At 72.0% G+C, this 23,872-nt stretch carries 18 protein-coding genes; 6 read left to right on the top strand and 12 right to left on the bottom strand.

Features of this window, described 5'->3' with window-relative positions:
- Window positions 1–106: 106 nt before the first annotated feature.
- Window positions 107–1,567 carry a carboxylesterase/lipase family protein gene (locus tag OG251_RS28330; RefSeq protein WP_326679767.1) on the top strand — a complete coding sequence of 487 codons (1,461 nt, stop codon included), beginning with the start codon at window positions 107–109 and terminating at the stop codon, window positions 1,565–1,567.
- Window positions 1,568–1,933: 366 nt separating this feature from the next.
- Here the strand turns inward: OG251_RS28330 and OG251_RS28325 are convergent, their stop codons facing one another.
- The 7 genes from OG251_RS28325 to OG251_RS28295 all read right to left on the bottom strand — a co-directional run bounded on the left by OG251_RS28325 (window position 1,934) and on the right by OG251_RS28295 (window position 9,062).
- A complete protein-coding gene (locus OG251_RS28325) occupies window positions 1,934–2,149 on the bottom strand; it encodes an EF-hand domain-containing protein (RefSeq protein WP_326679766.1) in 216 nt (71 codons plus the stop codon).
- 106 nt (window positions 2,150–2,255) lie between these two features.
- A complete protein-coding gene (locus OG251_RS28320) occupies window positions 2,256–3,452 on the bottom strand; it encodes a YncE family protein (RefSeq protein ID WP_326679765.1) in 1,197 nt (398 codons plus the stop codon).
- The gene (locus tag OG251_RS28315; protein WP_326679764.1) at window positions 3,452–4,270 is read right to left on the bottom strand and encodes a polysaccharide deacetylase family protein; all 819 of its coding nucleotides are present in this window, start codon (window positions 4,268–4,270) and stop codon (window positions 3,452–3,454) included. Before OG251_RS28315 ends, OG251_RS28320 begins: the two co-directional genes overlap by 1 nt.
- Before the next feature lie 394 nt (window positions 4,271–4,664).
- A complete protein-coding gene (locus tag OG251_RS28310) occupies window positions 4,665–5,180 on the bottom strand; it encodes an ATP-binding protein (RefSeq protein ID WP_326681443.1) in 516 nt (171 codons plus the stop codon).
- 250 nt (window positions 5,181–5,430) lie between these two features.
- Window positions 5,431–6,198, bottom strand: a complete 768-nt coding sequence (locus tag OG251_RS28305; protein WP_073727105.1) for an enoyl-CoA hydratase/isomerase family protein — start codon at window positions 6,196–6,198, stop codon at window positions 5,431–5,433.
- A gap of 89 nt (window positions 6,199–6,287) precedes the next feature.
- Window positions 6,288–7,532, bottom strand: a complete 1,245-nt coding sequence (locus OG251_RS28300) for a L,D-transpeptidase (RefSeq protein WP_326679763.1) — start codon at window positions 7,530–7,532, stop codon at window positions 6,288–6,290.
- A gap of 303 nt (window positions 7,533–7,835) precedes the next feature.
- On the bottom strand, window positions 7,836–9,062 hold the full coding sequence (locus OG251_RS28295; RefSeq protein WP_326679762.1) for a L,D-transpeptidase: 1,227 nt from the start codon (window positions 9,060–9,062) through the stop codon (window positions 7,836–7,838).
- Window positions 9,063–9,241: 179 nt separating this feature from the next.
- Here OG251_RS28295 and glgX point away from each other — a divergent pair, with 179 nt between their 5' ends.
- Window positions 9,242–11,464 carry a glycogen debranching protein GlgX gene (gene glgX / locus OG251_RS28290; protein WP_326679761.1) on the top strand — a complete coding sequence of 741 codons (2,223 nt, stop codon included), beginning with the start codon at window positions 9,242–9,244 and terminating at the stop codon, window positions 11,462–11,464.
- Window positions 11,465–11,489: 25 nt separating this feature from the next.
- Here glgX and OG251_RS28285 read toward each other — a convergent pair whose 3' ends face one another.
- The 4 genes from OG251_RS28285 to OG251_RS28270 are packed head-to-tail and all read right to left on the bottom strand — an operon-like array spanning window position 11,490 to window position 15,217.
- Window positions 11,490–12,140 carry a response regulator transcription factor gene (locus OG251_RS28285; protein WP_326679760.1) on the bottom strand — a complete coding sequence of 217 codons (651 nt, stop codon included), beginning with the start codon at window positions 12,138–12,140 and terminating at the stop codon, window positions 11,490–11,492.
- A gap of 23 nt (window positions 12,141–12,163) precedes the next feature.
- On the bottom strand, window positions 12,164–13,453 hold the full coding sequence (locus OG251_RS28280) for a sensor histidine kinase (protein WP_326679759.1): 1,290 nt from the start codon (window positions 13,451–13,453) through the stop codon (window positions 12,164–12,166).
- Between the two features lie 32 nt (window positions 13,454–13,485).
- A complete protein-coding gene (locus OG251_RS28275) occupies window positions 13,486–14,298 on the bottom strand; it encodes an ABC transporter permease (protein ID WP_326679758.1) in 813 nt (270 codons plus the stop codon).
- Between the two features lies 1 nt (window position 14,299).
- Complete coding sequence (locus OG251_RS28270; RefSeq protein WP_326679757.1) at window positions 14,300–15,217, bottom strand: ABC transporter ATP-binding protein; 918 nt, start codon at window positions 15,215–15,217, stop codon at window positions 14,300–14,302.
- 231 nt (window positions 15,218–15,448) lie between these two features.
- Here OG251_RS28270 and OG251_RS28265 point away from each other — a divergent pair, with 231 nt between their 5' ends.
- The 4 genes from OG251_RS28265 to OG251_RS28250 all read left to right on the top strand — a co-directional run bounded on the left by OG251_RS28265 (window position 15,449) and on the right by OG251_RS28250 (window position 22,858).
- Window positions 15,449–17,368, top strand: a complete 1,920-nt coding sequence (locus OG251_RS28265; protein WP_326679756.1) for an ABC transporter ATP-binding protein — start codon at window positions 15,449–15,451, stop codon at window positions 17,366–17,368.
- Window positions 17,365–19,251 carry an ABC transporter ATP-binding protein gene (locus OG251_RS28260; protein ID WP_326679755.1) on the top strand — a complete coding sequence of 629 codons (1,887 nt, stop codon included), beginning with the start codon at window positions 17,365–17,367 and terminating at the stop codon, window positions 19,249–19,251. The genes OG251_RS28265 and OG251_RS28260 overlap by 4 nt, the downstream gene beginning before the upstream one ends.
- A gap of 125 nt (window positions 19,252–19,376) precedes the next feature.
- Window positions 19,377–21,086 (top strand): ABC transporter ATP-binding protein, encoded by a 1,710-nt coding sequence (locus OG251_RS28255; protein WP_326681442.1) that lies wholly within the window; start codon window positions 19,377–19,379, stop codon window positions 21,084–21,086.
- Window positions 21,083–22,858: an ABC transporter ATP-binding protein gene (locus OG251_RS28250; RefSeq protein ID WP_326679754.1), complete on the top strand. Its 1,776-nt coding sequence runs from the start codon at window positions 21,083–21,085 to the stop codon at window positions 22,856–22,858. Before OG251_RS28255 ends, OG251_RS28250 begins: the two co-directional genes overlap by 4 nt.
- Before the next feature lie 102 nt (window positions 22,859–22,960).
- On the opposite strand, the gene OG251_RS28245 is transcribed toward OG251_RS28250, so the two are convergent.
- Window positions 22,961–23,869 carry a PDR/VanB family oxidoreductase gene (locus OG251_RS28245; protein WP_326679753.1) on the bottom strand — a complete coding sequence of 303 codons (909 nt, stop codon included), beginning with the start codon at window positions 23,867–23,869 and terminating at the stop codon, window positions 22,961–22,963.
- Between the last annotated feature and the right edge of the window lie 3 nt (window positions 23,870–23,872).

Here is a 23,872-nt window from a genome sequence, read left to right as displayed (position 1 = left end):
GTATCGAGTCACCGGTTCCGGTCGAGGTGCCGCACCCCGACGGCTCCCTCACCCACCATCCGTACGGCACCTCGTCCATCGACTTGCGAAAGGGCTGATGCGCACCATGTCCGAGACCCAGGTGGAGATACCCCCGCAGGCGGCCACCGCCCACGGCGCCGTCCGCGGCACGCTGGAGCACGGTGTGGCGGTCTTCCGGGGCATCCCGTACGCGGCGCCGCCGGTGGGCGCGCGCCGCTTCCGGGCGCCGGAGCCGCCGGAGCCGTGGCAGGGCGTCCGGGAGGCCGTCGCGTACGGCCCGACGGCGCCCAAGCGCCCCTACGCCCCGCCGCTGGACGCGTTGCTGCCGGACCCCGAGGTGGCGGGCGAGGACTGTCTCAACCTCAATGTGTGGACCCCGTCGACCGGCCCGGCGGGACTGCCGGTCCTGGTCTGGATCCACGGCGGTTCGCTGCTGCACGGCTCCTCCGCCGTGCCGGTGTACGACGGGGCGGCGTTCGCCCGCGACGGGGTGGTGCTCGTCTCGGTCAACTACCGCCTGGGGATGGAGGGCTTCGGGGTGTTCCCGGACGCGCCCGCCAACCGCGGGCTGCTGGACCAGATCGCGGCGCTGGAGTGGGTGCGGGACAACATCGCGGCGTTCGGCGGCGATCCGCACCGGGTGACGGTGGCCGGTGAGTCGGCGGGCGCGATCAGCATCGGAGCGCTGCTGGCCGCGCCGAGGGCGGCGGGGCTGTTCCGGCGTGCGGTGCTCCAGAGCGGGGCGCCCACCGCGCTCTCCGTGGCGGCCGGGCGCGGTACGACCGAGCGGATCGCGAAGCGGCTGGGCCTCCCGGCGACGGCCGCCGCACTGGCCGCCGCGGACCCGGCGGAGCTGCTCGCCGCGCAGACCGAGGTGACGGGCGGCGGATCGCCGCTGACCGGTGGGAACTCCTTCCAGATAGTGGTGGACGGCGATCTGCTGCCCCGCGATCCGGCCGAGGCGCTGCGGGCCGGCGCCTCGGCCGACGTCGATCTGCTGATGGGGACGAACAGCGAGGAGTACCGGCTCTGGTTCGTCCCCAGCGGACTGGTCGAGAAGCTGGGGAAGGTCAAGCTCCGCCTGGCGCTGCTGAAGTTCAAGGTGTCCGCCGCCATGGCGCGCCCGTACCGGGCCAACCGGCCGGGTGCCACACCGGGCGAGCTGCTGGGCGCGATCGCCACGGACCTGTTGCTGCGGGTCCCGCTCAACCGGCTGGCCGACGCCCGCACGGACGCGGCCGGGGCCACGTATTTCTACGAGTTCGGCTGGCCCTCCCCCGTGCGGCGGCTCGGCGCCTGTCACGCCCTGGAGATCGGCTTCGTCTTCGACACCCTGGCCCACCCCGACACAGTGGCCCTGACCGGCCCCGACGCCCCGCAGGAACTGGCGGACGCGATGCACGGCGCGTGGGTACGGTTCGCCGTCTCCGGCGACCCGGGCTGGCCGTCCTGGGACGCGACCCGGCCGGTGATGGGCTTCGGCCCCGGCGCGCCCGCGGTGGTCCTGGCCCCGCGCGACGACGAGCTGAGCGGCTGGCCCCGGTAGGGACCCGGTCCCGGCCCTGCTGACGACGCTCGTGGTCCATACGCCCAGCGCGTGCTGAGCCGGTGCGGGCCGGGGACGACGGTCAGGACCGCCGAGACCAGGACGACCAGGGCCGGTACGGCCTGTTCACGGCGGGCGATCCGGCGCGGCGTCATCGGGTCTCACGGGTGCGGCGGGCACAGCGGGTTCGGCAGGTTCGGCGGATTCGGTGGGCGGACCGGGGAACATCACGGCCCGACCCTTGCCGGTGGACATACGCACAACAAACGGCCCACTGTCCATGGGAACGCCTGAAGTTCACCCGAAAGGCTCATCGGGGAGGTAACAACGGCCCCCCGACCGGTCCGGCCGGGGGTTCCCCTGCGGTCAGCCCTTGTTCTGCGCTGCCCAGAACTCGTCGAAGGTGAGCCGGCCGTCACCGTTCGTGTCGTGGGAGTTGATGACCGCCTGCGCCACCGTCTCGGTGACGTAGGGGTCGCCCAGCTGCGCCATGGCGCTCTTGTACTCGGTCGCCGTTATCCGGCCGTCGCCGTCCTGGTCGAACCGCTCGAATGCCTTGCGCGCCGACTCGATGTCCGCCATTGTTCCGCCCCTTCGTCATGCCAACTGTCGGGGTCAGATTATCGGGCCGTCCCGGCGGCCCGTGCGGCGGCCGGGTCGCGGCGGCGGTCGCCGGTGCCGGGCCGGCTCAGCGGAAGATGCCGGTGTGGCCGAGCGAGTAACGGCCCGGCTGCGGGTACACGGCGAGACCGTGCGGCCCGCTGCCGACCGGGATACGGGCGAGCTGCCTGCCGCTGGTGGTGTCGATCGCGTACACCTCGGCGTCGTAACGCCCCGACAGCCACAGCACCTTGCCGTCGGCGGAGACGCCGCCCATGTCGGGGCTGCCGCCGTCCGGCAGATGCCACTTCTTCGTCAGTGCGTTCCGCGCGAAGTCGAAGACGGAGACGGAACCCTCGCCCCGGTTGGAGATGTACATCTCCTTGGAGTCGCGGCCGACATAGAGCCCGTGACAGCCCTTGCCGGTGGGCAGCAGCTTCGGGGCGGTGAACTTCAGCCCGTCCAGCACCCACATGCCGTGCGCCATCATGTCGGCGATGTAGAAGGTCTTCCCGTCCGGGGAGAGCTTGACGTCCTGCGGCATCGCGCCCTTCAGCGGCAGTTTCCGCTGACCGACGACCTTCATCTTCTCCGTGTCGACCTTGAGGAGTTCGCCGGAGAACTCGCAGGAGACGATGAAGTACCTGCCGTCCGCCGAGAAGTCGGCGTGATTGACGCCCGCGCAGGTCACCGGGACCGTCTTGACCCGGTCCATGGTCCGCGGGTCCCGGAAGACCAGCTCGCGGTCCATCGAGGCCATGACGACGGCGTACTTGCCGTTCGGGGTGAAGTAGAGGTTGTACGGGTCGGAGACCTCGACGGTCCGGCCGGCCTTCCCGGTGGCCGGGTCGATGGCGGTGAGGCTGTCGCCGAGGTCGTTGTTGACCCAGAGCGTCTTCATGTCCCAGGACGGCACCACGTGCTGCGGCTGGTTGCCGACCGGGATGGTCTCGATGACCTTGTACGTCTTCGGGTCGATCACCGACACCGTGTTGGAGCTGGTGTTGGGGACGTACACGCGGGGCGGGAAGTTCTTGACGGCCGGGGCCAGCCTGCCCGCCCGGTCGGCGGCGTAGACGTCCTTCGGGTCGAGCACGGGCGGCATGCCCGGCAGCGAGGGCGGGGCCGCGGCGCGGACCGGTTCGGCGGGCGCGGCGGCTTCGGTGCTCCGCGCCCGGGGGCTCTCCCGGTCCGCGGGGGTGCCGCAGGCGGCGAGCGCGGCGACGAGGAGGCCCCCGAGCAGGGCGGTGGCGGCAGTGGTGGTGGTGCGGGTGAAGGGAGGCATCAGGTCAACAGCTCCGTGGTGGTCACCGCGCGCATTCGGCGCCGGTCGATTTCGGTGAGGAGGAGCGGCAGCGCGGCGACGGTGTCCGCGTAACCGAAGTGCAGGCTCACCACGGACCCGTTGCGGAGCTCCCCGGCGACCTTGCGGGTGACGGCCGGGACGCCGGGCGAGGTGAAGTCGAGGGAGTCCACGTCGTACGACAGGACGTGCGGGTAGCCGGCCCGACGGGCGAGCCGCTGGACGAGCGGGGTGGCGTACTGGGCGCGCGAGGGCCGGAACCAGGTGCCGATGGACCCGGTCAGCCGGTGCAGGCGCCGGGCGCAGGCGGTGATCTCCGCGTACGCCTCGCTCTCGCCCATCGTGTTGATGTCGAGGTGGTGCTGGGTGTGGTTGCCGAGGTCATGCCCCCTGCCGAGGATGCGGCGGGCCATGCCGGGGTGCTCGTCGAGCCAGCTGCCGACGGCGAGCACGGTGAGCCGGACCCCGGCCCGTTCGGCCGCGGCGAGTACGGACTCGGCGACGGCGGGGTCACCCTGCCCGTGGAAGGTGAGGGCGACGCGGGCCCGGTCGCGGGGGCCGTGGCTCACCTGGACCGGCTGCCCGCGGAAGCGGCGGGGTGCGGGGGCCGCGGCGTTCCGCGCGTTCTTCGCCGGGCTCGCGGCGGGGCGGGCGGCGGGCGTGCGCGATGCGGTGCTCCCGCCGTCCGCTGCGGTGCCCCCGCCGTCCGCGCAGCCTGCGGCGAGCGCTGCCGCGGTGAGCGCCCCGGCGCCCGCGCGCAGGGCTTCCCGGCGGCGCACCGGTGTTTCGCGACCGTTCATGCACGTCCACCTCGCGGGATCGGCGTGACGGATCCGGTGTCCGGCAGGACGGCGGATCCCCGCATCACAGTAGAGGTGGGACGGGCGAAATATACCGATTGAACGACCCTCTGGATGGTCTATGAATCATTCATCGGATGCCATAAGGATTCACTGAATGCCAGGCGAGTGACCCAGCACACCTACGATTCACCTATGGATTGTCCGGTTATGTCGAAAATAAAGAGAAATGCGACTTTGGCGCCGGGGTCGCCCGTCTGCCATAGTCGGTGACACGACCCCCATTGACCCGGGCCGGGTCGTCACAAGCGGCCGTGAGAACACCCCCCATTTCACGGCCTCCCACAGAAGCCCCCGCAGCGCCGCACCACGGCCGACCGGGGGCTTCTGTGTGTCAGCGGTCGGAGATCCGCATCTCGAACCAGGTGGTCTTGCCGCGCGGCAGCAGATCCACGCCCCAGCGGTCGGAGAGCTTGTCGACCAGGAAGAGACCGCGCCCGCTGACATCCATCTCACGCACGGGCATCAGACAGGGCAGCCCGCGCGAGGGGTCGCGCACCTCGATCCGGATCCAGCCGCGACGGCGCAGCATCCGCAGCCCGAAGACCCGGGCGCCGGTGTGCCGTACCGCGTTGCCGACGAGTTCCGAGACGAGCAGCACCGCGTACTCGGCGGTCTGCGGCGAGAGCGCCCACTGACGCAGCACCACACAGGAAGTGAGCCGGCGGGCGGTGGCCGCGGACTCCGGCCGCGAGGGCAGCCGGACCTCACCCTCGGTCGGATTTCCGAACAACTCCAGTGCCTTGAACGCCTGTTCGTCCTCAACAGTCGACGTCAAGCGTGCCGCCGCCGCGCTGCCGCACGGTCGCGGCTGTTCCACACCCTCCAGGCCCGCCATGTCCACCATCATGGCCGCACGGAGCGGCTTCCGGGGCCGTTCCCAGGGAATCCGCCCCCCGGAACGCATCATTCCGTAGGGGTGTTTTGGCATATGCCAGAGGCAAGCCGACGCCGCACACAACCCATCTGACCTGGGAGAACGCACCCCCGACCGGGAAAAACCGCGGCCGAGGGCGTCCGCGCCTTAAGGCTGCCTTAAGGTCCGGATAATCCGCTCGCACGAATGAACCGTCGTCCCCACGTACCCAACTGGCGTTCGGTCAGAGGAACTTGGCCTTGCCCGGACCCTCCTCCACAAAGCTGCGCATACCGCGCTCACGGTCCTCCGTGGCGAACAGACCTGCGAACCAATTCCGCTCGATCGTGAGCCCGGTGTCGATGTCCGTCTCCAGTCCGCCGTCCACCGCCTCCTTCGCGGCGCGCAGCGCCAGCGCGGGCCCCTTCGCCAGCCGGGTGGCCCAGGCGTGCGCCTGCTCGTACACCTCGGCGGCGGGCACCACACGGTCCACCAGGCCCATCGCCAGGGCCTCGTCCGCCTTCACCTGACGACCGGTGAAGATGAGGTCCTTGGCCTTGGACGGGCCGACCAGCCGGGCCAGGCGCTGGGTACCGCCGGCGCCCGGGATCAGGCCGAGCAGGATCTCGGGCTGGCCGAGCTTGGCGTTGTCCGCCGCGACCCGGAAGTCGGCGCAGAGCGCCAGCTCGCAACCGCCGCCGAGCGCGTAGCCGGTGACGGCGGCGACGACGGGCTTGGGGATGCGGGCGACGGCGGTGAAGGAGTCCTGGAGCGCCTTGGACCGGACGATCATCGCCGGGTGGTCCATCCGCTGCATCTCCTTGATGTCCGCGCCCGCCGCGAACACCTTCTCACCGCCGTAGAGGATGACGGCGCGCACGTCGTCGCGCCGGGCCACCTCGTCGGCCAGCTCGCGCAGCCGGTCCTGGACGGCGATGTCCAGGGCGTTCATCGGCGGCCGGTCCAGCCGGATCGTGCCGACGTTGTCGCGTACTTCGAGGGTTACGGTCATGGGGAGCAGGTTAACCGTGGCTAACGGGAGCGGGCCCGGTGCTGTTGGTCACAGCACCGGGCCCGCTCCACGCTCTTCGCGACGGGGACCTACTTGGTCCACTCCGACCAGTCCATGTTCCAGCCGTTGAGGCCGTTGTCCGGAGCGATCGTCTTGTCCTTGGAGTTCTTCACGATCACCACGTCGCCGATGAGCGACTTGTTGAAGAACCACGCGGCCGGGGTCTGGCCGTCGTAGCCGCCGCGCACATCGCGCAGACCGACACAGCCGTGGCTGGTGTTGGTCGTGCCGAAGATGCCCGAGGAGCCCCAGTAGTTGCCGTGGAGGAAGGTGCCCGACGTGGACAGCCGCATCGCGTGCGGCACGTCCTTGATGTCGTACTCACCGCCGAAGCCGACCGTGTCGCCGTTCATCCGGGTCACCTTGAGCTTCTCGCTGATGACCATCTGCCCGTTGTACGTGGTCGTCGCAGGGGCGCCCGCGGAGATCGGGATGTCCTTGATCTGCTCGCCGTCCCGGACCACCTTCATCCGGTGCGTGCTCGCGTCCACCGTGGAGACCTGGCTGCGGCCGATGGTGAACTTCACCGTCCTGGACTGCTTGCCGTAGACGCCCGGCCGTCCCTCGACGCCGTCGAGGTTCAGCTCCACGGTCACCTTGGTGCCCGCGGCCCAGTAGTTCTCCGGGCGGAAGTCGAGACGGTCGTTGCCGAACCAGTGGCCCGCGATCTCGACGGCCGGCTCCGACGTCACCTTGATCGCGTTCTTCACGGCGTCCGGGTCGGTGATGCCCCGGGTGAAGTGGATCGAGACCGGCATGCCGACGCCGACGGTCGAACCGTCCTCCGGCGTGTACTGGCCGATGAAGGTGTTCTGCGGAACCAGCGTGGTGAACGTGGTGTCCTTCGCCGACTCACGGCCCTTGCCGTCCTTGGCGACCGCGTGCACCGTGTACTTGGTGGCCGCGGCCAGATGCCGCTCCGGTGCCCAGCTCGCACCGTCGGCCGCGATCTTGCCCTCGACCGCGTTGCCCTTGGGGTCGGCCACCTTCACGGTGGTCAGCTTGCCCTGGGCGGCCGAGACCTTCAGCGCTCCGCTGGTGGACACGGAGTCGGCGCCGTCCTTCGGTGCGACGGTCACCACCGCTTCGGAGGCGCTGGTGTCCTCCGCCTTCGAGCCGCCGCCCGCCTTGTCCCCCGCGTCGGCGTTACCGCCGCATGCCGTCACCAGCAACAGCAGCGCACCCAGTACCAGGGCCAGGAGTCCCGGGCCCCCACGCCCGCGCCTTCCCCTGCTCGCCCCGGCCGATGCCCCCGATATCGGCTGCCCGTTCAATGTGGTCGTCTCCCCTCGCACGGCCTGGCACCGCCCGGCCCGCACCCCCGCACGCTGCATATGCGTGCTCGGCGCAAGATAATCACACCGGAGGCGGGTGGACTCCCCCGCGAATGTCACCGTTCAGTCCCAACTTGTCCGGGACATGCGCAGGTGGCACGGGGTGCGGGGCCCCGGCGGCGCCGGGCGCCGGGAGAACGGCGCGAGGGGCGGCGCCCGCCGGGACCGGGACGGAGCCGGGAAACGGGGAGCCGGGAAGGGGCCGGGACCGACGCGGGCGCCGGCCCCGTACCGCACGGGGTGTCAGCGCAGTGCCGAGCCCGCCTTCCACTTCTTCCAGTCGAGGTTCCAGCCGCCGAGCCCGTTGTCCGGAGCGACCTTCTTGTCACGGGAGTTGACCACCTCGACCACGTCCCCGACGAGGGTCCGGTCGAAGAACCAGCCCGCCGGGGTGTCCCCGCTGCCGCCCTTCACGTCGCGCAGTCCGACACAGCCGTGGCTGGTGTTCTCGGAGCCGAAGGTGTCGTACGGCTCCCAGTAGTTGCCGTGCAGGAAGGTGCCGGACTCGGTGAGCCGGATGGCGTGCGGGACGTCCTTGATGTCGTACTCCCCGCCGAACCCGACCGTCCGGCCGTCCATCCGGGTCACGTCGTGCATCTCGGTCACCACCATCTTCCCGTTGTACGTCGTCGTCTTCGGGCCGCCCGCGGAGATCGGGATGGTGCTGATCACCTCCCCGTCGCGGCGTACCTCCATGGTGTGCTCCGCCGCGTCCACCAGGGACACCTGGGACCGGCCCACGGTGAAGACGACCGTCTTGTCCTGACTGCCGTACACCCCGGGGGCACCTTGCACATCGCGCAGCCCCAGGTCCACCGTGACCTCGGTGCCGGGCTTCCAGTAGGCGGCCGGACGGAAGTCCAGACGGTCCTTGCCGAACCAGTGGCCCACCACCTCCACCGACGGTTCGGCGGTGACCCTGATGGCCTTCTCCACCGCCGCCCGGTTGGTGACCGGCTGGTTGAACGAGAAGGAGACGATCATCCCGGTCCCGACGGTGGACCGGTTCTCCGGCTTGAAGTAGCCGATGAAGCGGTGGTCGGGCACGGCCGTGGTGAAGGTGGTGTGGCGGGCCGAGCGGCGCCCCTCCCCGTCCACGGCCACCGCGTCCACGCTGTACTTCGCGGCCAGCCCGATCCGGCCCGCGTCCGCCTCCGGAATCCAGGAGAGCCCGTCCTCGGAGATGCGGCCCGCGATCTCCTCCCCCCGGGCGTCCTCGATCCGCCTCACATGCACGCTCTCCAGGCGCCCGTCGGGGATCTTCACCTCGATCCGGGTCTTCGCCCCGACGTCCTTGGCACCGTCCTCGGGCACGATCCGGATCACGTCCGTCGGCGTGCGCGGCTTTCCGTTGAGGACCGACGGCATTCCGTCGGTGCAGCCGGCCAGTACGGCCAGCACGGTGAGTAGTCCTGCCCATGTCAGCACGGCGGCCGAACCCGCCCGTGCTCTCTTCGCTACGTGATTCACGTCCCCCCAACGATCAGGGCCGGTCGGGGGAAACGTGAGTGCGGGCCCGGCCCTGGGCAGAACAGGGGGGAGGACTGCACAGAGGACTTCACGGAGGGACCGCACGGGGGAGGCCGCGGCCGGGACGCCGCGTGCCCTCCCGCCGGCCCCGGTCCGTACGAGCCGCGGGAGGCCGAGAGGTGTCGAGCGCAGCCGAGCAGGAGGCAGTACAGGAGCCGGAGCCCCGCACGGCCGGGTACGGAGACGAAACGGCGGCCCCCGTCGTGTGGCCCGGTACGCCGATGCCGCTCGGCGCCCGTTTCCGGGTCGGTCCGGACGGGGTGGCGGGCACCAATTTCGCGCTCTGGGCGGGCGGCGCCGAGGCGGTCGAACTCTGTCTCTTCGACGAGCGGGGCGGCGAGCGGCGCTGTTTCCTGACCGAGCTGACCCATGAGATCCGGCACGGCTTCCTGCCCGGTGTGCGGCCGGGACAGCGGTACGGCTACCGGGTGCACGGCCGCTGGGACCCCTGGACCGGCGCCCGCTGGAACGCGGCGAAGCTGCTCCTCGATCCGTACGCGCGCGCGGTGGACGGCTCCTTCACCCTGCCGTCCGAGGTGTACGGCCATGTGCGGGACTGGCCGCAGCAGCAGGTCGCCGACACCGTGCGCGACGACCGGGACTCCGCCCCCTTCGTGCCCAAGGGCGTCGTCGTCCATGACGACGACGACTGGGTGGAGGACCGGCGCCCCAAGACCCCGTGGGCGGACAGCGTCATCTACGAGCTGCATGTGCGCGGCTTCACGAAACTGCACCCCGGCATCCCGCCGGAGCTGCGGGGCACGTACGCCGGTCTCGCCCACCCGGCGGCGATCGGGCATCTGCGACGGCTGGGGGTGACGGCCGTCGAACTGCTGCCGGTGCACCAGTTCGCGCACGAGGACCATCTGCTGCGGCGCGGTCTGCACAACTACTGGGGCTACAACTCCATCGGCTACTTCGCCCCGCACGCCGGGTACTCGGCGAGCGGCACCGCGGGCCGCCAGGTCGGCGAGTTCAAACGGATGGTGCGCGCCCTGCACGACGCCGGGATCGAGGTCATCCTCGACGTGGTCTACAACCACACGGCGGAGGCGGGTGAGCTGGGCCCGATGCTGTCCCTGCGCGGCATCGACAACCGCGGCTACTACCGCCTCCAGCCCGACGCCCGCAGATACGCGGACTACACGGGGTGCGGCAACACCCTGCACGTGGTGCAGCCGCACGTCCTGCGGCTGATCACGGACTCCCTGCGCTACTGGGTGACGGAGATGGGCGTCGACGGCTTCCGTTTCGACCTGGCGGCGGCACTGGCCCGTTCGATGCACGACGTCGACATGCTCTCCCCGTTCCTCGCGGTGATCGCCCAGGACCCGGTGCTGCGCCGGGTCAAGCTGATCGCCGAACCGTGGGACGTCGGCGACGGCGGCTACCAGGTCGGCGCCTTCCCGCCCCTGTGGACGGAGTGGAACGACCGCTACCGCGACGCCGTACGGGACTTCTGGCGCGGCGCCCTGCCCGACGTACGGGACCTCGGCTACCGGCTGACCGGATCGAGCGACCTGTACGCCTGGGGCGGCCGACGGCCGTACGCCTCCGTCAACTTCGTCACCGCGCACGACGGCTTCACCCTGCGCGACCTGGTCAGCTACGAGCACAAGCACAACGAGGCCAACGGCGAGGGCAACCGCGACGGCACCGACGACAACCGCGCCTGGAACAGCGGGGCCGAGGGCGAGAGCGACGACCCGCGGATCAACGCCCTGCGCCTGCGCCGGCTGCGCAACCTCCTCACCACGCTGCTGCTCTCCACGGGCGTACCGATGCTGGTGGCGGGCGACGAGATGGGGCGTACCCAGGGCGGCAACAACAACGCGTACTGCCAGGACAACGAGGTCAGCTGGCTGGACTGGTCGCTGCTGGAGGAGCCCCGGTGGCGGGAGCTGACCGAGCTGACGGCCCGGGTGCTGAAGCTGCGCCACACCCATCCGGTGCTGCGCCGCCGGGCGTTCTTCTCCGGGCGCCCGCAGGCCCCGGACGGACTGCGGGACCTGGCGTGGTTCACCCGCGACGGTACGGAGATGACGGAGGCCGACTGGTACGCGCCGGCCGCGATGCTCGGGCTCTTCCTCTCCGGCCGCGACATTCCCGGCCGGGACGCGCGGGGCGAGCAGGTCACCGACGACAGCTTCCTGACGATCCTGCACGCCGGGGCGGAGCCGATCGGCTTTCGGCTGCCGGGACCCCCCTGGGCGGCGCGCTACGAACTGGTCCTGGACACCTCGCGGGAGGACCAGTCGGCCGCGCCGGGCACGGCCCACGCGGGCGGCGAGGACCTGACCGTACCGGCGCGCTCGGTGCTGCTGCTGCGGGTGACGGCGTAGCCGGGAGCGGGGCGCGGGCGGGAGGTCAGCCGAGGATGCCCCGGTCGTAGCCGACGGCGACGGCCGCGGCCCGGTCCTTGGCGCCGAGCTTGGCGTAGACATGGGTCAGATGGGTCTTCACGGTCGCCTCGCTGATGAACAGTTCGGCGGCGATCTCCCGGTTGGTGGTCCCCCGCGCGACCAGGGCCAGCACCTCACGTTCCCGGGCGGAGAGGGACTCGTCGGCGGGGGCCTCGGGGGTACGCACCCGGGTCATCAGCCGGGAGGCGATGGCGGGCGACAGGACGCTGCGGCCGTCGGCGGCGGCCCGGACGGCGGCGAACAGTTCCTCGCGCGGGGCGTCCTTGAGCAGATAGCCGGTGGCGCCCGCCTCGATCGCGGGCAGCGTGTCGGAGTCGGTGTCGTACGTGGTGAGGACGAGGACCCTGGAGCGGGCGCCGCGCCGGGTCAGCTCGGCGATGGCCGCGACCCCGCCGCCACCGGGCATCCGCAGGTCCATCAGGACGACGTCGGGGTCCAGGCGGGCGGCCAGGTCCACGCCCGCGACGCCGTCCGCCGCCTCCCCCAGGACCCGGAAGCCGGGGGCGGACGTGAACATGCCGCGCAGGCCGTCCCGTACGACGGGGTGGTCGTCGACGACGATGAGTGTGATGACGCGTGCGGATTCCTCAGTCATGGCAGGTCGAACGGTACGCGTGATCAGCTCTGCCGGACCAGGGGGACCCGCGCCGAGACGGCCGTGCCCCGGCCCGGCCCCGACTCCACCTCCAGGGAGCCCGCGACCCGTTCGGCGCGGGCCCGCATCCCGCCGAGGCCGAATCCGCCGCTGCGGCCGGCCGGGGGCACGGCGCCCGGCTCGAAGCCGCGCCCGTCGTCCCGGACGTCCAGGGCGAGTTCGTCGCCCATGAAGGACAGCGTGACGCCGACCCGGCCCGCCCCGGCGTGCCGCCCGGCGTTGGCGAGGGCCTCGCCCGCGATGCGCAGGAGAGCGGCGGCGATCTCGTCGTGGACCTGCTCGACGGTCCCGGTCACCGTGAAGTCGGCCCGCACCCGGCGCTGTTGGGACCAGTCGGCCACCGCGGCCTTCAGCGCGCCCACCAGATCGTCGTGCTCCAGGGCGACGGGGGCGAGATTGTGGACCGAGCGCCGGGCCTCGCCGAGGCTGTGCCGGGCCAGCGCGGCGGCCCGGCCGAGGTGGACGCGGGCGGTCTCCGGATCGGTGTCCGCGGTGGAGGTGACGACCTGGAGCTGGGCGATGATGCCGGTGAGGCCCTGGGCCAGGGTGTCGTGGATCTCGGCGGCCAGCCTGCGCCGCTCGTCGTCCACCCCGGCCTCGCGGGCCTGGACCAGGAGCTGGGTGTGCAGGGCCGCGTTCTCGGCCATCGCCTCCTCCAGCCGGAGGTTGGTGCGCTCCAGCTCGGCGATGGTCTCGACCTGGATCCGGGCCTTCTCCGCCTCCCGGGCCGCGACGTTGCTGAAGAACTCGACCAGGGCGGCGTTGAGGACGAACAGCGCGCCGAAGGCGACCCAGTTCATCGGGGAGGCGGGCGGCAGCCCTCCGCTCTGCGAACCGGCCATGGTGACGGCGGTGGCGAACAGCCCGACCCGGACGGCGCGCCTGGGGAGCAGGGGCTCGACGTCGAAGTAGCCGAGGGCCGCGTAGACCGCGAAGAAGGGGTTGAGCCAGCCCAGCGCGAAGGCGAGGACGGTACGCAGGGCGTAGTAGACCTGCCCGGCCGGGGCCCCCGGTGCGGTACGCGGGCGGACGCGGCCCCACCAGAACTGGAGCGCGTACGCCGCGGCGGCCAGCACCCCGGCCACGTACATCTCGGTACGGGTCATGATCAGGTCGGCGGCGGCCGCCGCGACCAGGGTGGCGAGGGTGAGGATGGCGTAGGAGCCGTACCGGTAGAACTGCTCCCAGCGCTGGTCGGCCCGGTGGGGACCGGCGGCTCCGGGCGTGTGGGGGGTACGGAGCGCCTGCGTCATCCGCGCAGTCTCCCCCGGGCGCCCGGTCCCCGTCACTCCCACCGGAAGACGCGGCTCGCCGTGAAGCCCAGCACGACGGTCCACAGGGCGACGACCCCGAGGTGGACCCAGCCCGGCCACTGACCGGTGACCGCCTGGTCCAGGGCCTGGGAGGCGGCGCCGAGCGGGGTGAGCTGCACGATGTGGCGCAGGGTGCCGGGCATCGTCTGGACCGGCAGCCACACCCCGGCGGTGAACATCATCACGAGGTAGCTGACCGACCCGACCGCACCGGCCGCCTTGGTCGTACGGGACAGGGAGCAGATCGTGGCGCCGAGGGCCAGCACACCGGCGACGGCGAGCAGCAGCGCCAGGGCGTATCCGGGGAGTTGCCGGGGCAGCGGGACGCCGTAGGCGAGCCGGCCGACGGCGATGACCAGGGCCGCCGAGCCGAGCGCCGCCGCTCCGTGCAGCACGATCTGGGCGGTGAGCAGGGCGGAGGGCCGTACCGGCGTCGTCGACATCCGGCGCAGGATGCCGCGTTCGCGGTAGGCGGTGAGCACCGGGGGCATGGCCTGGATCCCCGACATGATCAGGGCGAGCAGGACGGAGACCGGGACGTACAGGTCGATGACACGGCGTGCCCCGAGGTCTTCCTGCGCTTCCCTGAAGGCCGGGACGAAGCCGAGGATCACCAGGAGTACGGACGGGAAGGCCAGGATCCAGAAGAGGCTGCCCGGTTCGCGGAGGAACAGCCGGGTCTCGGCCCTCAGGACGGCGCCCGCCGGTCTGCGGCGTCGGGCGACGGGCCCGGCGGGTGCGGGAGCGGGGGCCGGGGTGTTCCGGGTGGTGGGCGCGGTGGTCATGTCAGGCGTCCTGTCCGGTGAGATCGAGGAAGGCGTCGTCGAGGCTGGTTTCGGTGACCCGCAGGCGGCGGGCGGTGATGCCGAGCCCGGTCAGCAGCGAGATGAGCGGGGTGACGGTGTCGTCGGTGGCGTGGAGGACGAGCGCGCCGTCGCCGTCGGGCGGTGCGACGGTCGCGACGCCCGGCAGCGCGGTGAGGCCGGTGAGTTCCGGGCCGGTGAGGGCGCGGGTGGGGACGAAGGAGATGACGGTGGACCCGGTGGCCTGCCGGACCAGTCCGGACGGGGTGTCCAGGGCGACGACGCGGCCCTTGTCGATGACCGCGATCCGGTCGCAGAGGCGCTGGGCCTCCTCCATGAAGTGGGTGACGAGCAGAACGGTCACCCCGCTGTCGCGGATGTCCTCGATGAGCTTCCAGGTGTCGCGGCGGGCCCGTGGGTCCAGGCCGGTGGTCAGCTCGTCGAGGACGACGACCCGGGGGTTGCCGATCAGGGCGAGCGCGATGAACAGCCGCTGCTTCTGGCCGCCGGAGAGCTTCCCGAAGCGGGTGGTGAGCCGGTCCTCCAGGCCGAGCCGCCCGACGAGGGGCCGCCAGTCGGCGGCGGACGGGTAGAACGCGCTGTAGAGCTCCAGCGCCTCGCGCACGGTGAGTTTGGCCTGGAGTTCGCTCTCCTGGAGCTGGGCGCCGAGCAGTTGGGTCACCCGCTCGTGGTCGGCGACCGGGTCGAGCCCGGCGATCCGGACCGTGCCGGCGTCGGGGACGCGCAGCCCCTCCACGCATTCGACGGTGGTGGTCTTGCCCGCGCCGTTGGGTCCGAGGACGCCGAAGATCTCCCCCTCGTCGACGTGGAAGCTCACCGCGTCGACCACGGTCCGCCCGCCGTACGCCTTGTGCAGCCCGTTCACTTCGATGATCGCCATGGCCACAAGAATTCCGGCGGACGGGCCACGGCGGTATCGGCCGGAACGCTCGAACCGGCATCGTCCGATCGGTTGATGCCGGGGTACGACCCACCCCCGGACCGGGGCGCGTCCGGGGCGCGTGGGCGGGTGGTGCCGGGTGCGTGTGGGGTGCGTACGGGTGCGTGCGGGGTGCGTGCGGGCAGAAATACCCAGGACCGATGTCAGTGGTGAAACGTAGGGTCGGCCCTGATGCCCGAAATACCTGCCGAGCACACGGAACGGTCCGCCGTGCGCTCCCTCCTGCGCCTGTGGCCCTATGTCCGCCCTGTTCGGATCCGCCTGCTCAGCGCGGCTCTCGTCGCCATCCTGGCCTCCTGTCTGGGCCTGGTGATCCCCCTCGTGCTGAAGTGGATGGTGGACGGCCCGGTCGCCGACCGTGACCCGGGCGGCGTCTGGCTCGGCGCGCTGTATCTCCTGCTGCTGGGCATCGTCGAGGCCCTGCTCTTCGGGCTGCGGCGGTGGCTGGTGGCCCGGCCGCTGGCCGGGGTGGAGGCATCGATGCGCGCCGCCCTCTACCGCCATCTGCAACGGCTGCCGGTGGCCTTCCACGACCGGTGGCCGTCGGGGCAGTTGCTCTCGCGCGGGACCACGGACCTGATGCTGCTGCGGATGTTCCTCGCCTTCCCGCTGACGTTCCTGCTCGTCAACGGCACCACGATCGTGATCGGTTTCCTCATCCTGTTCGCCCAGGACTGGTCGCTCGGGCTGGTGCTGCTGGCGCCCGCGATACCGCTGATGATCCTGTGCTCGCTCTTCGAGACGAAGTACGCGGTGGTCGCGCGTCAGGCCCAGGACCAGGTCGGGGACCTGACGACGGTGGTCGAGGAGAGCGTCCTCGGCATCCGCATCATCAAGGGTTTCGGCCGGCACCGCAGCCAGGCGCTGGCCTTCCGGGCGCTCTCCCGGCGGCTGCGCGCCACGGAGTTGGGCAAGGCGCGTCTGCTCGCGGGGATCTGGGCCCTCATCACCGCCATTCCCGAGCTGGCGATCGGTGCGGCACTGGTGCTCGGCACGGTCGAGGTGGCCGACGGTGATCTGTCGGCGGGCACGCTCGTCGCCTTCCTCTCGACAGCGCTGGCGCTGCGCTGGCCGGTCGAGTCGATCGGTTTCCTGCTGGCCATCAGCCAGGAGTCGGCGACCGCGACCGAGCGGTACTTCGAGGTGATGGACGTGGCGGAGGAGCGCGATACGGAGGTGAGCGCGACCGCCCCCGAAGCCGGTGCGAAAGCCGATGTCGATGTCAACGCCGATACCGAAGCCGACGCCGATACCGAAGCCGACGCCGACGCCGATACCGGCGCTTGCGCCATGGCCAAAACCGGTGCGCGCCCCGGTACCGCCCCCGACCGGGGTGGAATGGCCTTCGAGGGCGTCGAGTTCCGCTACCCCGACGCGCGACCCGGCTCCGTACCCGTACTGACGCGGATCGATCTGCGCATCAGGCCCGGCGAGACGATGGCCCTGGTGGGCGCCACCGGTTCCGGGAAGACGACGCTCACCGCCCTGGTACCGCGGCTGCACGAGCTGACCGCCGGGCGGATCACCCTGGACGGCGAGGACATCGCCGCGCTGGAGCGGCCGAGGCTGCGGGAGCTGGTGTCGGTGGCGTTCGAGGAGCCGACGCTGTTCTCCGCGACGGTCGGTGAGAACGTGCTGATGGGCGCCGAGGGCGCGGGCGAGGACGATCTGCGGCGGGCCCTCGCCGTCGCTCAGGCCGACTTCGTGTACGACCTGCCGCAGGGGCTCGACACCCAGGTCGGCGAGCAGGGGCTCAGCCTCTCCGGCGGCCAGCGGCAGCGTCTCGCGCTGGCCCGCGCCGTGGTCGGCGAGCCGCGCTTCCTGGTGCTGGACGACCCGCTCTCCGCACTGGACGTACACACGGAGACGCTGGTGGAGGCGGCGCTGCGGCGCGTGCTGGAGCGGACGACCGCGCTGGTGGTCGCCCACCGGCCGTCCACCGTGATGCTCGCCGACCGGGTGGCACTGCTCTCCGACGGCCGGATCACCGCGGTCGGCACCCATCAGGAACTGCTGCGCGGCAACGCCGAGTACGCCTGGCTGATGTCGGGCGCCGAGCACACCCCTGCCGAGGAGGGCAGCACCCGATGACGACCACCGCCGACGACGCGGTCACCGACGACGACCTGGCGCGCGGGGCCGCACCGCCGTCAAAGGAGTCCGGCGGGGGCTCCGAGCCCCCCGGGGACTCGTTCGACCGGGACGACCTGCCCGCACCGCGCGGTGCGACCCGGACCCTGCTGACCTCGCTGCTCGCCCCGATGCGCGGCCGGGTCGTCGTGGCCGCGCTCTTCCTCCTGCTCCAGCAGGCCGCCGTCCAGGCGGGCCCGCTGCTGGTGGCGTACGCCATCGACAGGGGTGTTCCGGCCTTCCGGGACCACGACTACGGGCCGTTGATCGCGGTGGCGGCCGGCTACGCGCTCTGCTCCGTCGGTGCCGGAGTCCTTCAGTACGCGTTCATCAGGGCGGCCGCGCGGATCAACCAGGACGTGCTGCTCGATCTGCGCGGCCGGATCTTCCGGCACGCCCAGGCCCTGAGCGTCGACTTCCACGAGCGCTACACCTCGGGCCGGCTGATCTCGCGGTCCACCACGGACGTGGAGTCGCTGCGCGAGCTGCTGAGCGAGGGCCTGCAGGAACTGATCGGCGTGGTCCTCTCGTTCGCCTCCATCTCGCTGATGCTGCTCTGGCTGGACCTCGGCATCGGGGCGATCGCGGTGTTCTCGTTCGTCCCGCTGTATCTGCTGGTGCGGCTCTACCAGCGGCGGGCGGGCCGGGTCTTCGCCAGGCGGTCCACGGCGATCGCCGCGGTCATCGTGAAGTTCGCGGAGACGATGAACGGAATCCGCCCGGTCCGCGCCTTCCGCCGGGAACGGACCAACGACGCGGTGTTCGACACGCTCAACCACCGCCACGAGCGGACGAACGGTGACGCGATGCTGGAGATGGCCCGCTATGTCATCGGCTCCCGGCTGGTCGCCAACACCGCGGTGGCCGGGATGGTGCTGTGGGGCGCCTACCGGGTGGCGTCCGGCACGCTGGCCCTGGGGGTGCTGGCCGCGGCGGTGCTGTATCTGCGGCGGCTGTACGACCCGATCGACCGTCTCGGGATGTTCCTCAACTCCTACCAGTCGGCCGCCGCGTCGCTGGACAAGATCGCCGGTCTGCTGGCCCAGCGGCCCACCGTCCCCGAGACGACCGCGCCCAAGGAGCTTCCCGCGCGGTCCGGCGACCACCCGGGCCGGCAGGTCACCTTCGACGCGGTGAGCTTCGCCTACCGTACGGGCGGTGAGGTGCTGCCCCGCTTCGGCCTGGACATCCCCGCCGGGCAGACCGTGGCCGTGGTCGGCTCGACGGGTGCCGGGAAGTCGACGCTCGCCAAGCTGCTGGCCCGGTTCTACGATCCGACGGACGGCCGGGTCCTGCTGGACGGCGTCGACCTGCGGGACCTCGACACGGCCGGGTTGCGCAAGGGCGTGGTGATGGTGACCCAGGAGGCGTTCCTGTTCTCCGGGACGGTCGCGGAGAACATCGCGATCGGCCGCCCGGACGCGAGTCCGCAGGATATCGAGCGCGCGGCCAGAGCCATCGGGGCGCATGACTTCATCGCCTCTCTGCCCGAGGGGTACGACACGGACGTACGCAAGCGGGGCGGCCGGATCTCCGCCGGTCAGCGCCAGTTGGTCGCGTTCGCGCGGGCCCTGCTGGCCGACCCCGCGGTGCTGATCCTCGACGAGGCGACCAGTTCCCTGGACATCCCCGGTGAGCGGGCGGTGCAGCAGGCCATGGACACTGTTCTGCACGGCCGTACGGCGGTGGTGATCGCGCACCGCCTGTCGACCGTGGAGATCGCGGACCGGGTGCTGGTGATGGAGCACGGCCGGATCGTGGAGGACGGCGCCCCGGCCGAACTGATCGGCGGCACGGGCCGGTTCGCGGGGCTGCACCGCGCGTGGCGCGACAGCCTGGCCTGAGGACGGGGTGACCGGCCCGGGGTTTCGATGGACGACGGACACCTGCCGACCGACCGGAGATCACTGACGTGTGGTGGAAGAAGGATTCGCCCGTGGATCCGGGGGTCCCGGACTGTCGCAGCGCCATGCGGTACCTGTGGTGGCTGATCACCGGTCAGCGCCGCCGGATCGCCGCCGGCGCGCTGCTGGGCAGCGCCTGGATGCTCTGCCTGACACTGCCGCCGTATCTGCTCTCACGCGCCATCGACGACGGTCTGGAACCGGGCCGGTGGCCCGTGCTCGTCGGCTGGGCGGCGGCGTTGCTGGGTGTCGGGGTGTTGAACGCGTGGCTGGCCATCATGCGACACCGCACGATGACCAGGGTGCGGCTGGACGCCGCCTTCCGCACCGTGCGGGTGGTGGTCGGGCAGGCGACCAGGCTGGGCGGGGCGCTGCCGCGCCGTGTCACGGCCGGGGAGGTCCTCACGATCGGGTTCGGCGATGCCACCGTGATCGCCAACACGCTGACCATCACCGGCCCCGGCGTCGGCGCGGTGCTCGCCTATGTCGTCGTGGCCGCGCTGCTGCTGGCCGTGTCGCCACTGCTCGCCGTGGTGGTGCTGCTCGGTGTGCCGCTGCTCGCGGTGTCGGTCGGGCCGCTGCTGGGGCGCCTTCAGGGCGTCGAGACGACGTACCGGGAGCAGCAGGGCGCGCTCGCCTCCCGTTTCGAGGACATCGTCAGGGGCCTGCGGGTCCTCAACGGCATCGGCGGCAAGGAGGTGTACGCCGAGCGCTACCGGCGCGGCTCGCGAGCGCTGCGGGCGGAGGGCTATCGCGTCGGCTCCGTGACCAGCTGGGTCCAAGCCCTGGGTGTCGGCCTTCCCTCTCTGTTCCTCGGGGTCGTGACATGGCTGGCAGCCCGGATGGCCGCGCAGGGAGAGATATCCGTCGGTGAGTTGGTCGCGGTCTACGGATACACCGCGGTTCTCGCCGTGCCGGTCGCGTTCTTCATCGAGGGCGGCTACGGCCTCAGCCGCGGACTGGTCGCGGCCCGCAGAGTCATCCGCTTCCTGGCCCTGGAACCCGATTCCACCGGCCGGGAAGCGACGCGCGACGGGCCCGGGGCGCCGTCCACGCTTCGTGATCCGGCGTCCGGCGTCGAGGTGGCGCCCGGCAGGCTGACCGCGTTGGTCAGCGCCCGGCCGTCGGAGTCCGCGGCGGTGGTCGACCGTCTCGGCCGGTTCGCCGGGTCGGCCGCGACCTGGGGCGCGACACGCCTCGACGAGATCGACCTGACGCAGGTACGGCGGCGGATCCTGGTCGCGGACAACGAGGCCGATCTGTTCGCCGGTCCGCTGCGGGACGTGATCTGCGGATGGGACCGGGACGACGAGACCATCGGCCGCGCTCTCCACGCCGCCATGGCACAGGACATCGTCCGCGGCCTGCCGGACGGACTCGACTCGCCCGTCGACGCGCAGGGCCGCAACCTCTCCGGAGGCCAGCGGCAGCGCATCCGCCTGGTCCGGGCCCTGCTGGCCGATCCCGAGGTACTCCTGGCGGTCGATCCCACCTCCGCGGTCGACGCGCACACCGAGGCGGCCATCTCGACCCGGCTGCGCACCGCACGGGCCGACCGCACCACACTCGTCACCAGCACGTCACCGCTCCTGCTGGACCAGGCGGACATCGTGTACTACCTGGCCGACGGCTCCGTCGCCGCCGTCGGCAGCCATCGTGAACTCCTGGACCGGCAGCCCGGCTACCGCCGCCTCGTGTCCCGCGGCGCGGACGACGAAGAAGACGACCTCACCGGCGACGGAACCGTCCCGCCGTTCCGAAAGGCCCTGCGATGACCGCCGGCTCCCCGCCCACGGCCCCGGCCCTGCCCGTCGCCGAGCCGCTGCGGATACGCCGGGAAGCGCTCCGGCTGATCCGGCTGGACGCTCGCGCCTTCGCCGCGGTGATCGGCCTCAACGCGCTGGCCGCCGGTGCCGGGCTCGTCGGCCCCTGGCTGCTCGGCCGCATCATCGACGAGGTCAGGGGCGGTGCCGGGGTGGCCGCGGTGGACCGCCTGGCCCTCACCATCCTCTTCTTCGCACTGGCGCAGCTCGTCCTGGCCCGGTACGCCGGCTACCTCGGACACCGCTTCGGCGAGCGGACCCTGGCGCGCATTCGCGAGCAGTACGCCGACCGGGTGCTCGCACTGCCCGCCTCGGTGGTCGAGCGGGCGGGAACGGGCGACCTGACGACCCGCGGCACCACCGATGTCGCCGCGGTCGGCGCCACCCTCCGGAACACCGGGCCCGAGGTCCTCGTCGCCGGGGTCCAGGCGTTGTTCATCCTCGGGGCGGTCTTCGCCCTCGATCCGCTGCTCGGGGCGTGCGGGGTGCTGGGCCTGCTCGGCATCTGGTTCGCCGCCCGCTGGTATCTGCGCCGGGCGCTCACCGCGTACCTGGCCGAGGGAGCCGCCAACTCGGTCCTCGCCGAGCAGCTCGCGTCCACCACCGCCGGCGCCCGCACGATCGAGGCCCTCGGACTCCAGGGGCGCCGGGTGGCGGCGTGCCAGGAGGAGATCGAGAAGTGCCGGACCACCCGGACCCGGACACTGTTCCTCCGCAGTGTGCTCTTCCCGGCCGTGGACATCTCCTACGTCCTTCCCGTGGTCGGTGTTCTGCTGGTCGGCGGCGTGCTGCACGACCACGGCACGATGAGCCTCGGCGCGGTGGTCGCCTCGGCCCTGTACCTGCGGCAGCTCTCCCAGCCCCTGGACACCATCCTTCAGCAGATGGAGCAACTGCAGAGCAGCAGCGCCTCCTTCGCCAGGGTCGAGGGCCTCGGCCCGGCCGCGCCCGTACGGCCGGCCGCCCCCTCCCCCACGCCTGCCGACGACCGGATCGAGGTGGCCGACGTGCACTACGCCTACGACGACGGGAGCGACGTCCTGCACGGCGTCGACCTCACCGTCCGGCCCGGCGAGCGGCTGGTGATCGTCGGCCCCTCCGGCGCGGGCAAGACCACCCTGGGCCGGCTGCTGGCGGGCATGGACGGACCCCGGTCCGGTTCGGTGACGGTGGGGCAGGTTCCGGTCGCCGATCTGGACCCCGGCCAACTGCGCCGGCATGTCGTCCTCGTCACCCAGGAACACCACGTGTTTCTGGGAACGGTCCGGGACAACCTGCGGATCGCCTCCGCCCACGCCACGGACGCCGAACTGCGGGAGGCTCTCGCCGCCGTCGGCGCCGAATGGGCCGACGAACTCCCCGACGGGCTGGACACCGATCTGGGCCATGCGGGGCACCGGCCGGACGGCGCCCAGGCGCAACAACTCGCCCTGGCACGCGTGGTGCTGGCCGACCCGCACACGCTGATACTCGACGAGGCCACCGCACTCCTGGACCCGAGGACCGCCCGGCACACGGAACGGGCGCTGGCCGCCGTCCTGGAAGGCCGGACCGTCATCGCCATCGCGCACCGCCTGCAGACGGCGCACGACGCCGACAGGGTGGCCGTGATGGAGGGCGGCCGGCTCACCGAACTCGGCACCCACGACGATCTCGTGGCGGCCGGCGGCGCCTACTCCGCGCTCTGGCGCTCATGGCACGGCGAGCGGTCTCCTTCCTCCTGAGGGCGGGCGCCGGGAGGGGCGCCGGGGGGCGGGCCCTCAGAGCCCGCGGGCAGGCCCCGGATGTGTGAAGTCCCCGTGCAGCGGCCTGGATCGGCGGAGGGGTCAGAGGTCCAGGACGAGCCGGGAGGACAGGGCCCGGGACACGCACGCGTACATACGGCCCGCGGGGGCGCCGATGTCGTCCCGGTGTTCGGGTTCCCCGGCGACGACGGTGAGTTCGCAGCTGCCGCAGACGCCTTCACGGCACCCGGATGCCACGGGGCGCCCGGCGTGGATCAGGGCCTCCAGCAGCGATTCGTCGGCGGGCACCCGGACCGTCCGCCCCGACCGGGCGCACACCGCCTCGAACGGGGTGTTGGGGGCGAACGACCTGACCGCGGGGTGGAATCGCTCCGTGTGCAGCCGGTCGGCGGGGAAAACGGCTTCTGCCGCGGCGAGCATGGACGCGGGGCCGCAGCAGTAGACCGCGGCGGCGGGGTCCAGCGCGGCCGCCAGGCCGGCGAGGTCCGGTCTGCCCTGCTGCCGGGTGGGGACGATCCGTACCCGTTCCCCGTGGGAGGAGCGCAGTTCGTCCGCGAAGGGCATGGTCGCGAGCGTCCCTCCCGCGTAGACGAGTGATGCCGGGGTCCCCGATCCGGCCGCTGCCCGCAGCATCGGCAGGATCGGAGTGATGCCGATCCCGCCCGCGAGGAAGAGGTACTCCGGCGCGGGTACGAGCGGGAAGTGATTGCGCGGCAGCGACACGTCGAGGGCGCGGCCCCGGCGTAGGAACCGGTGGATGTACTCGGACCCGCCCCGGCTGAGCGGTTCGTACCGGGCCGCGATCCGGTAGGAGTCCCGGTCCGCCGGGTCTCCGCACAACGAGTACTGCCGGGTCAGCCAGTTCGGGAGGGCCAGGTCGATGTGCGCGCCCGGCTCCCAGGGTGCCAGCGGCCCGGCGGCGCCCCGCAGGACGAGGGAGACGACGTCCTCGGCGATGCGGTCGAGCCGCTCGATGATGGTCTGCTGCATCGG

The sequence above is a fragment of the Streptomyces sp. NBC_01237 genome, from assembly GCF_035917275.1.
Taxonomy (GTDB): Bacteria; Actinomycetota; Actinomycetes; order Streptomycetales; family Streptomycetaceae; genus Streptomyces.
Note: the sequence above shows the minus strand (reverse complement) of the source record. Positions and strands in the feature narration are given on the sequence as shown.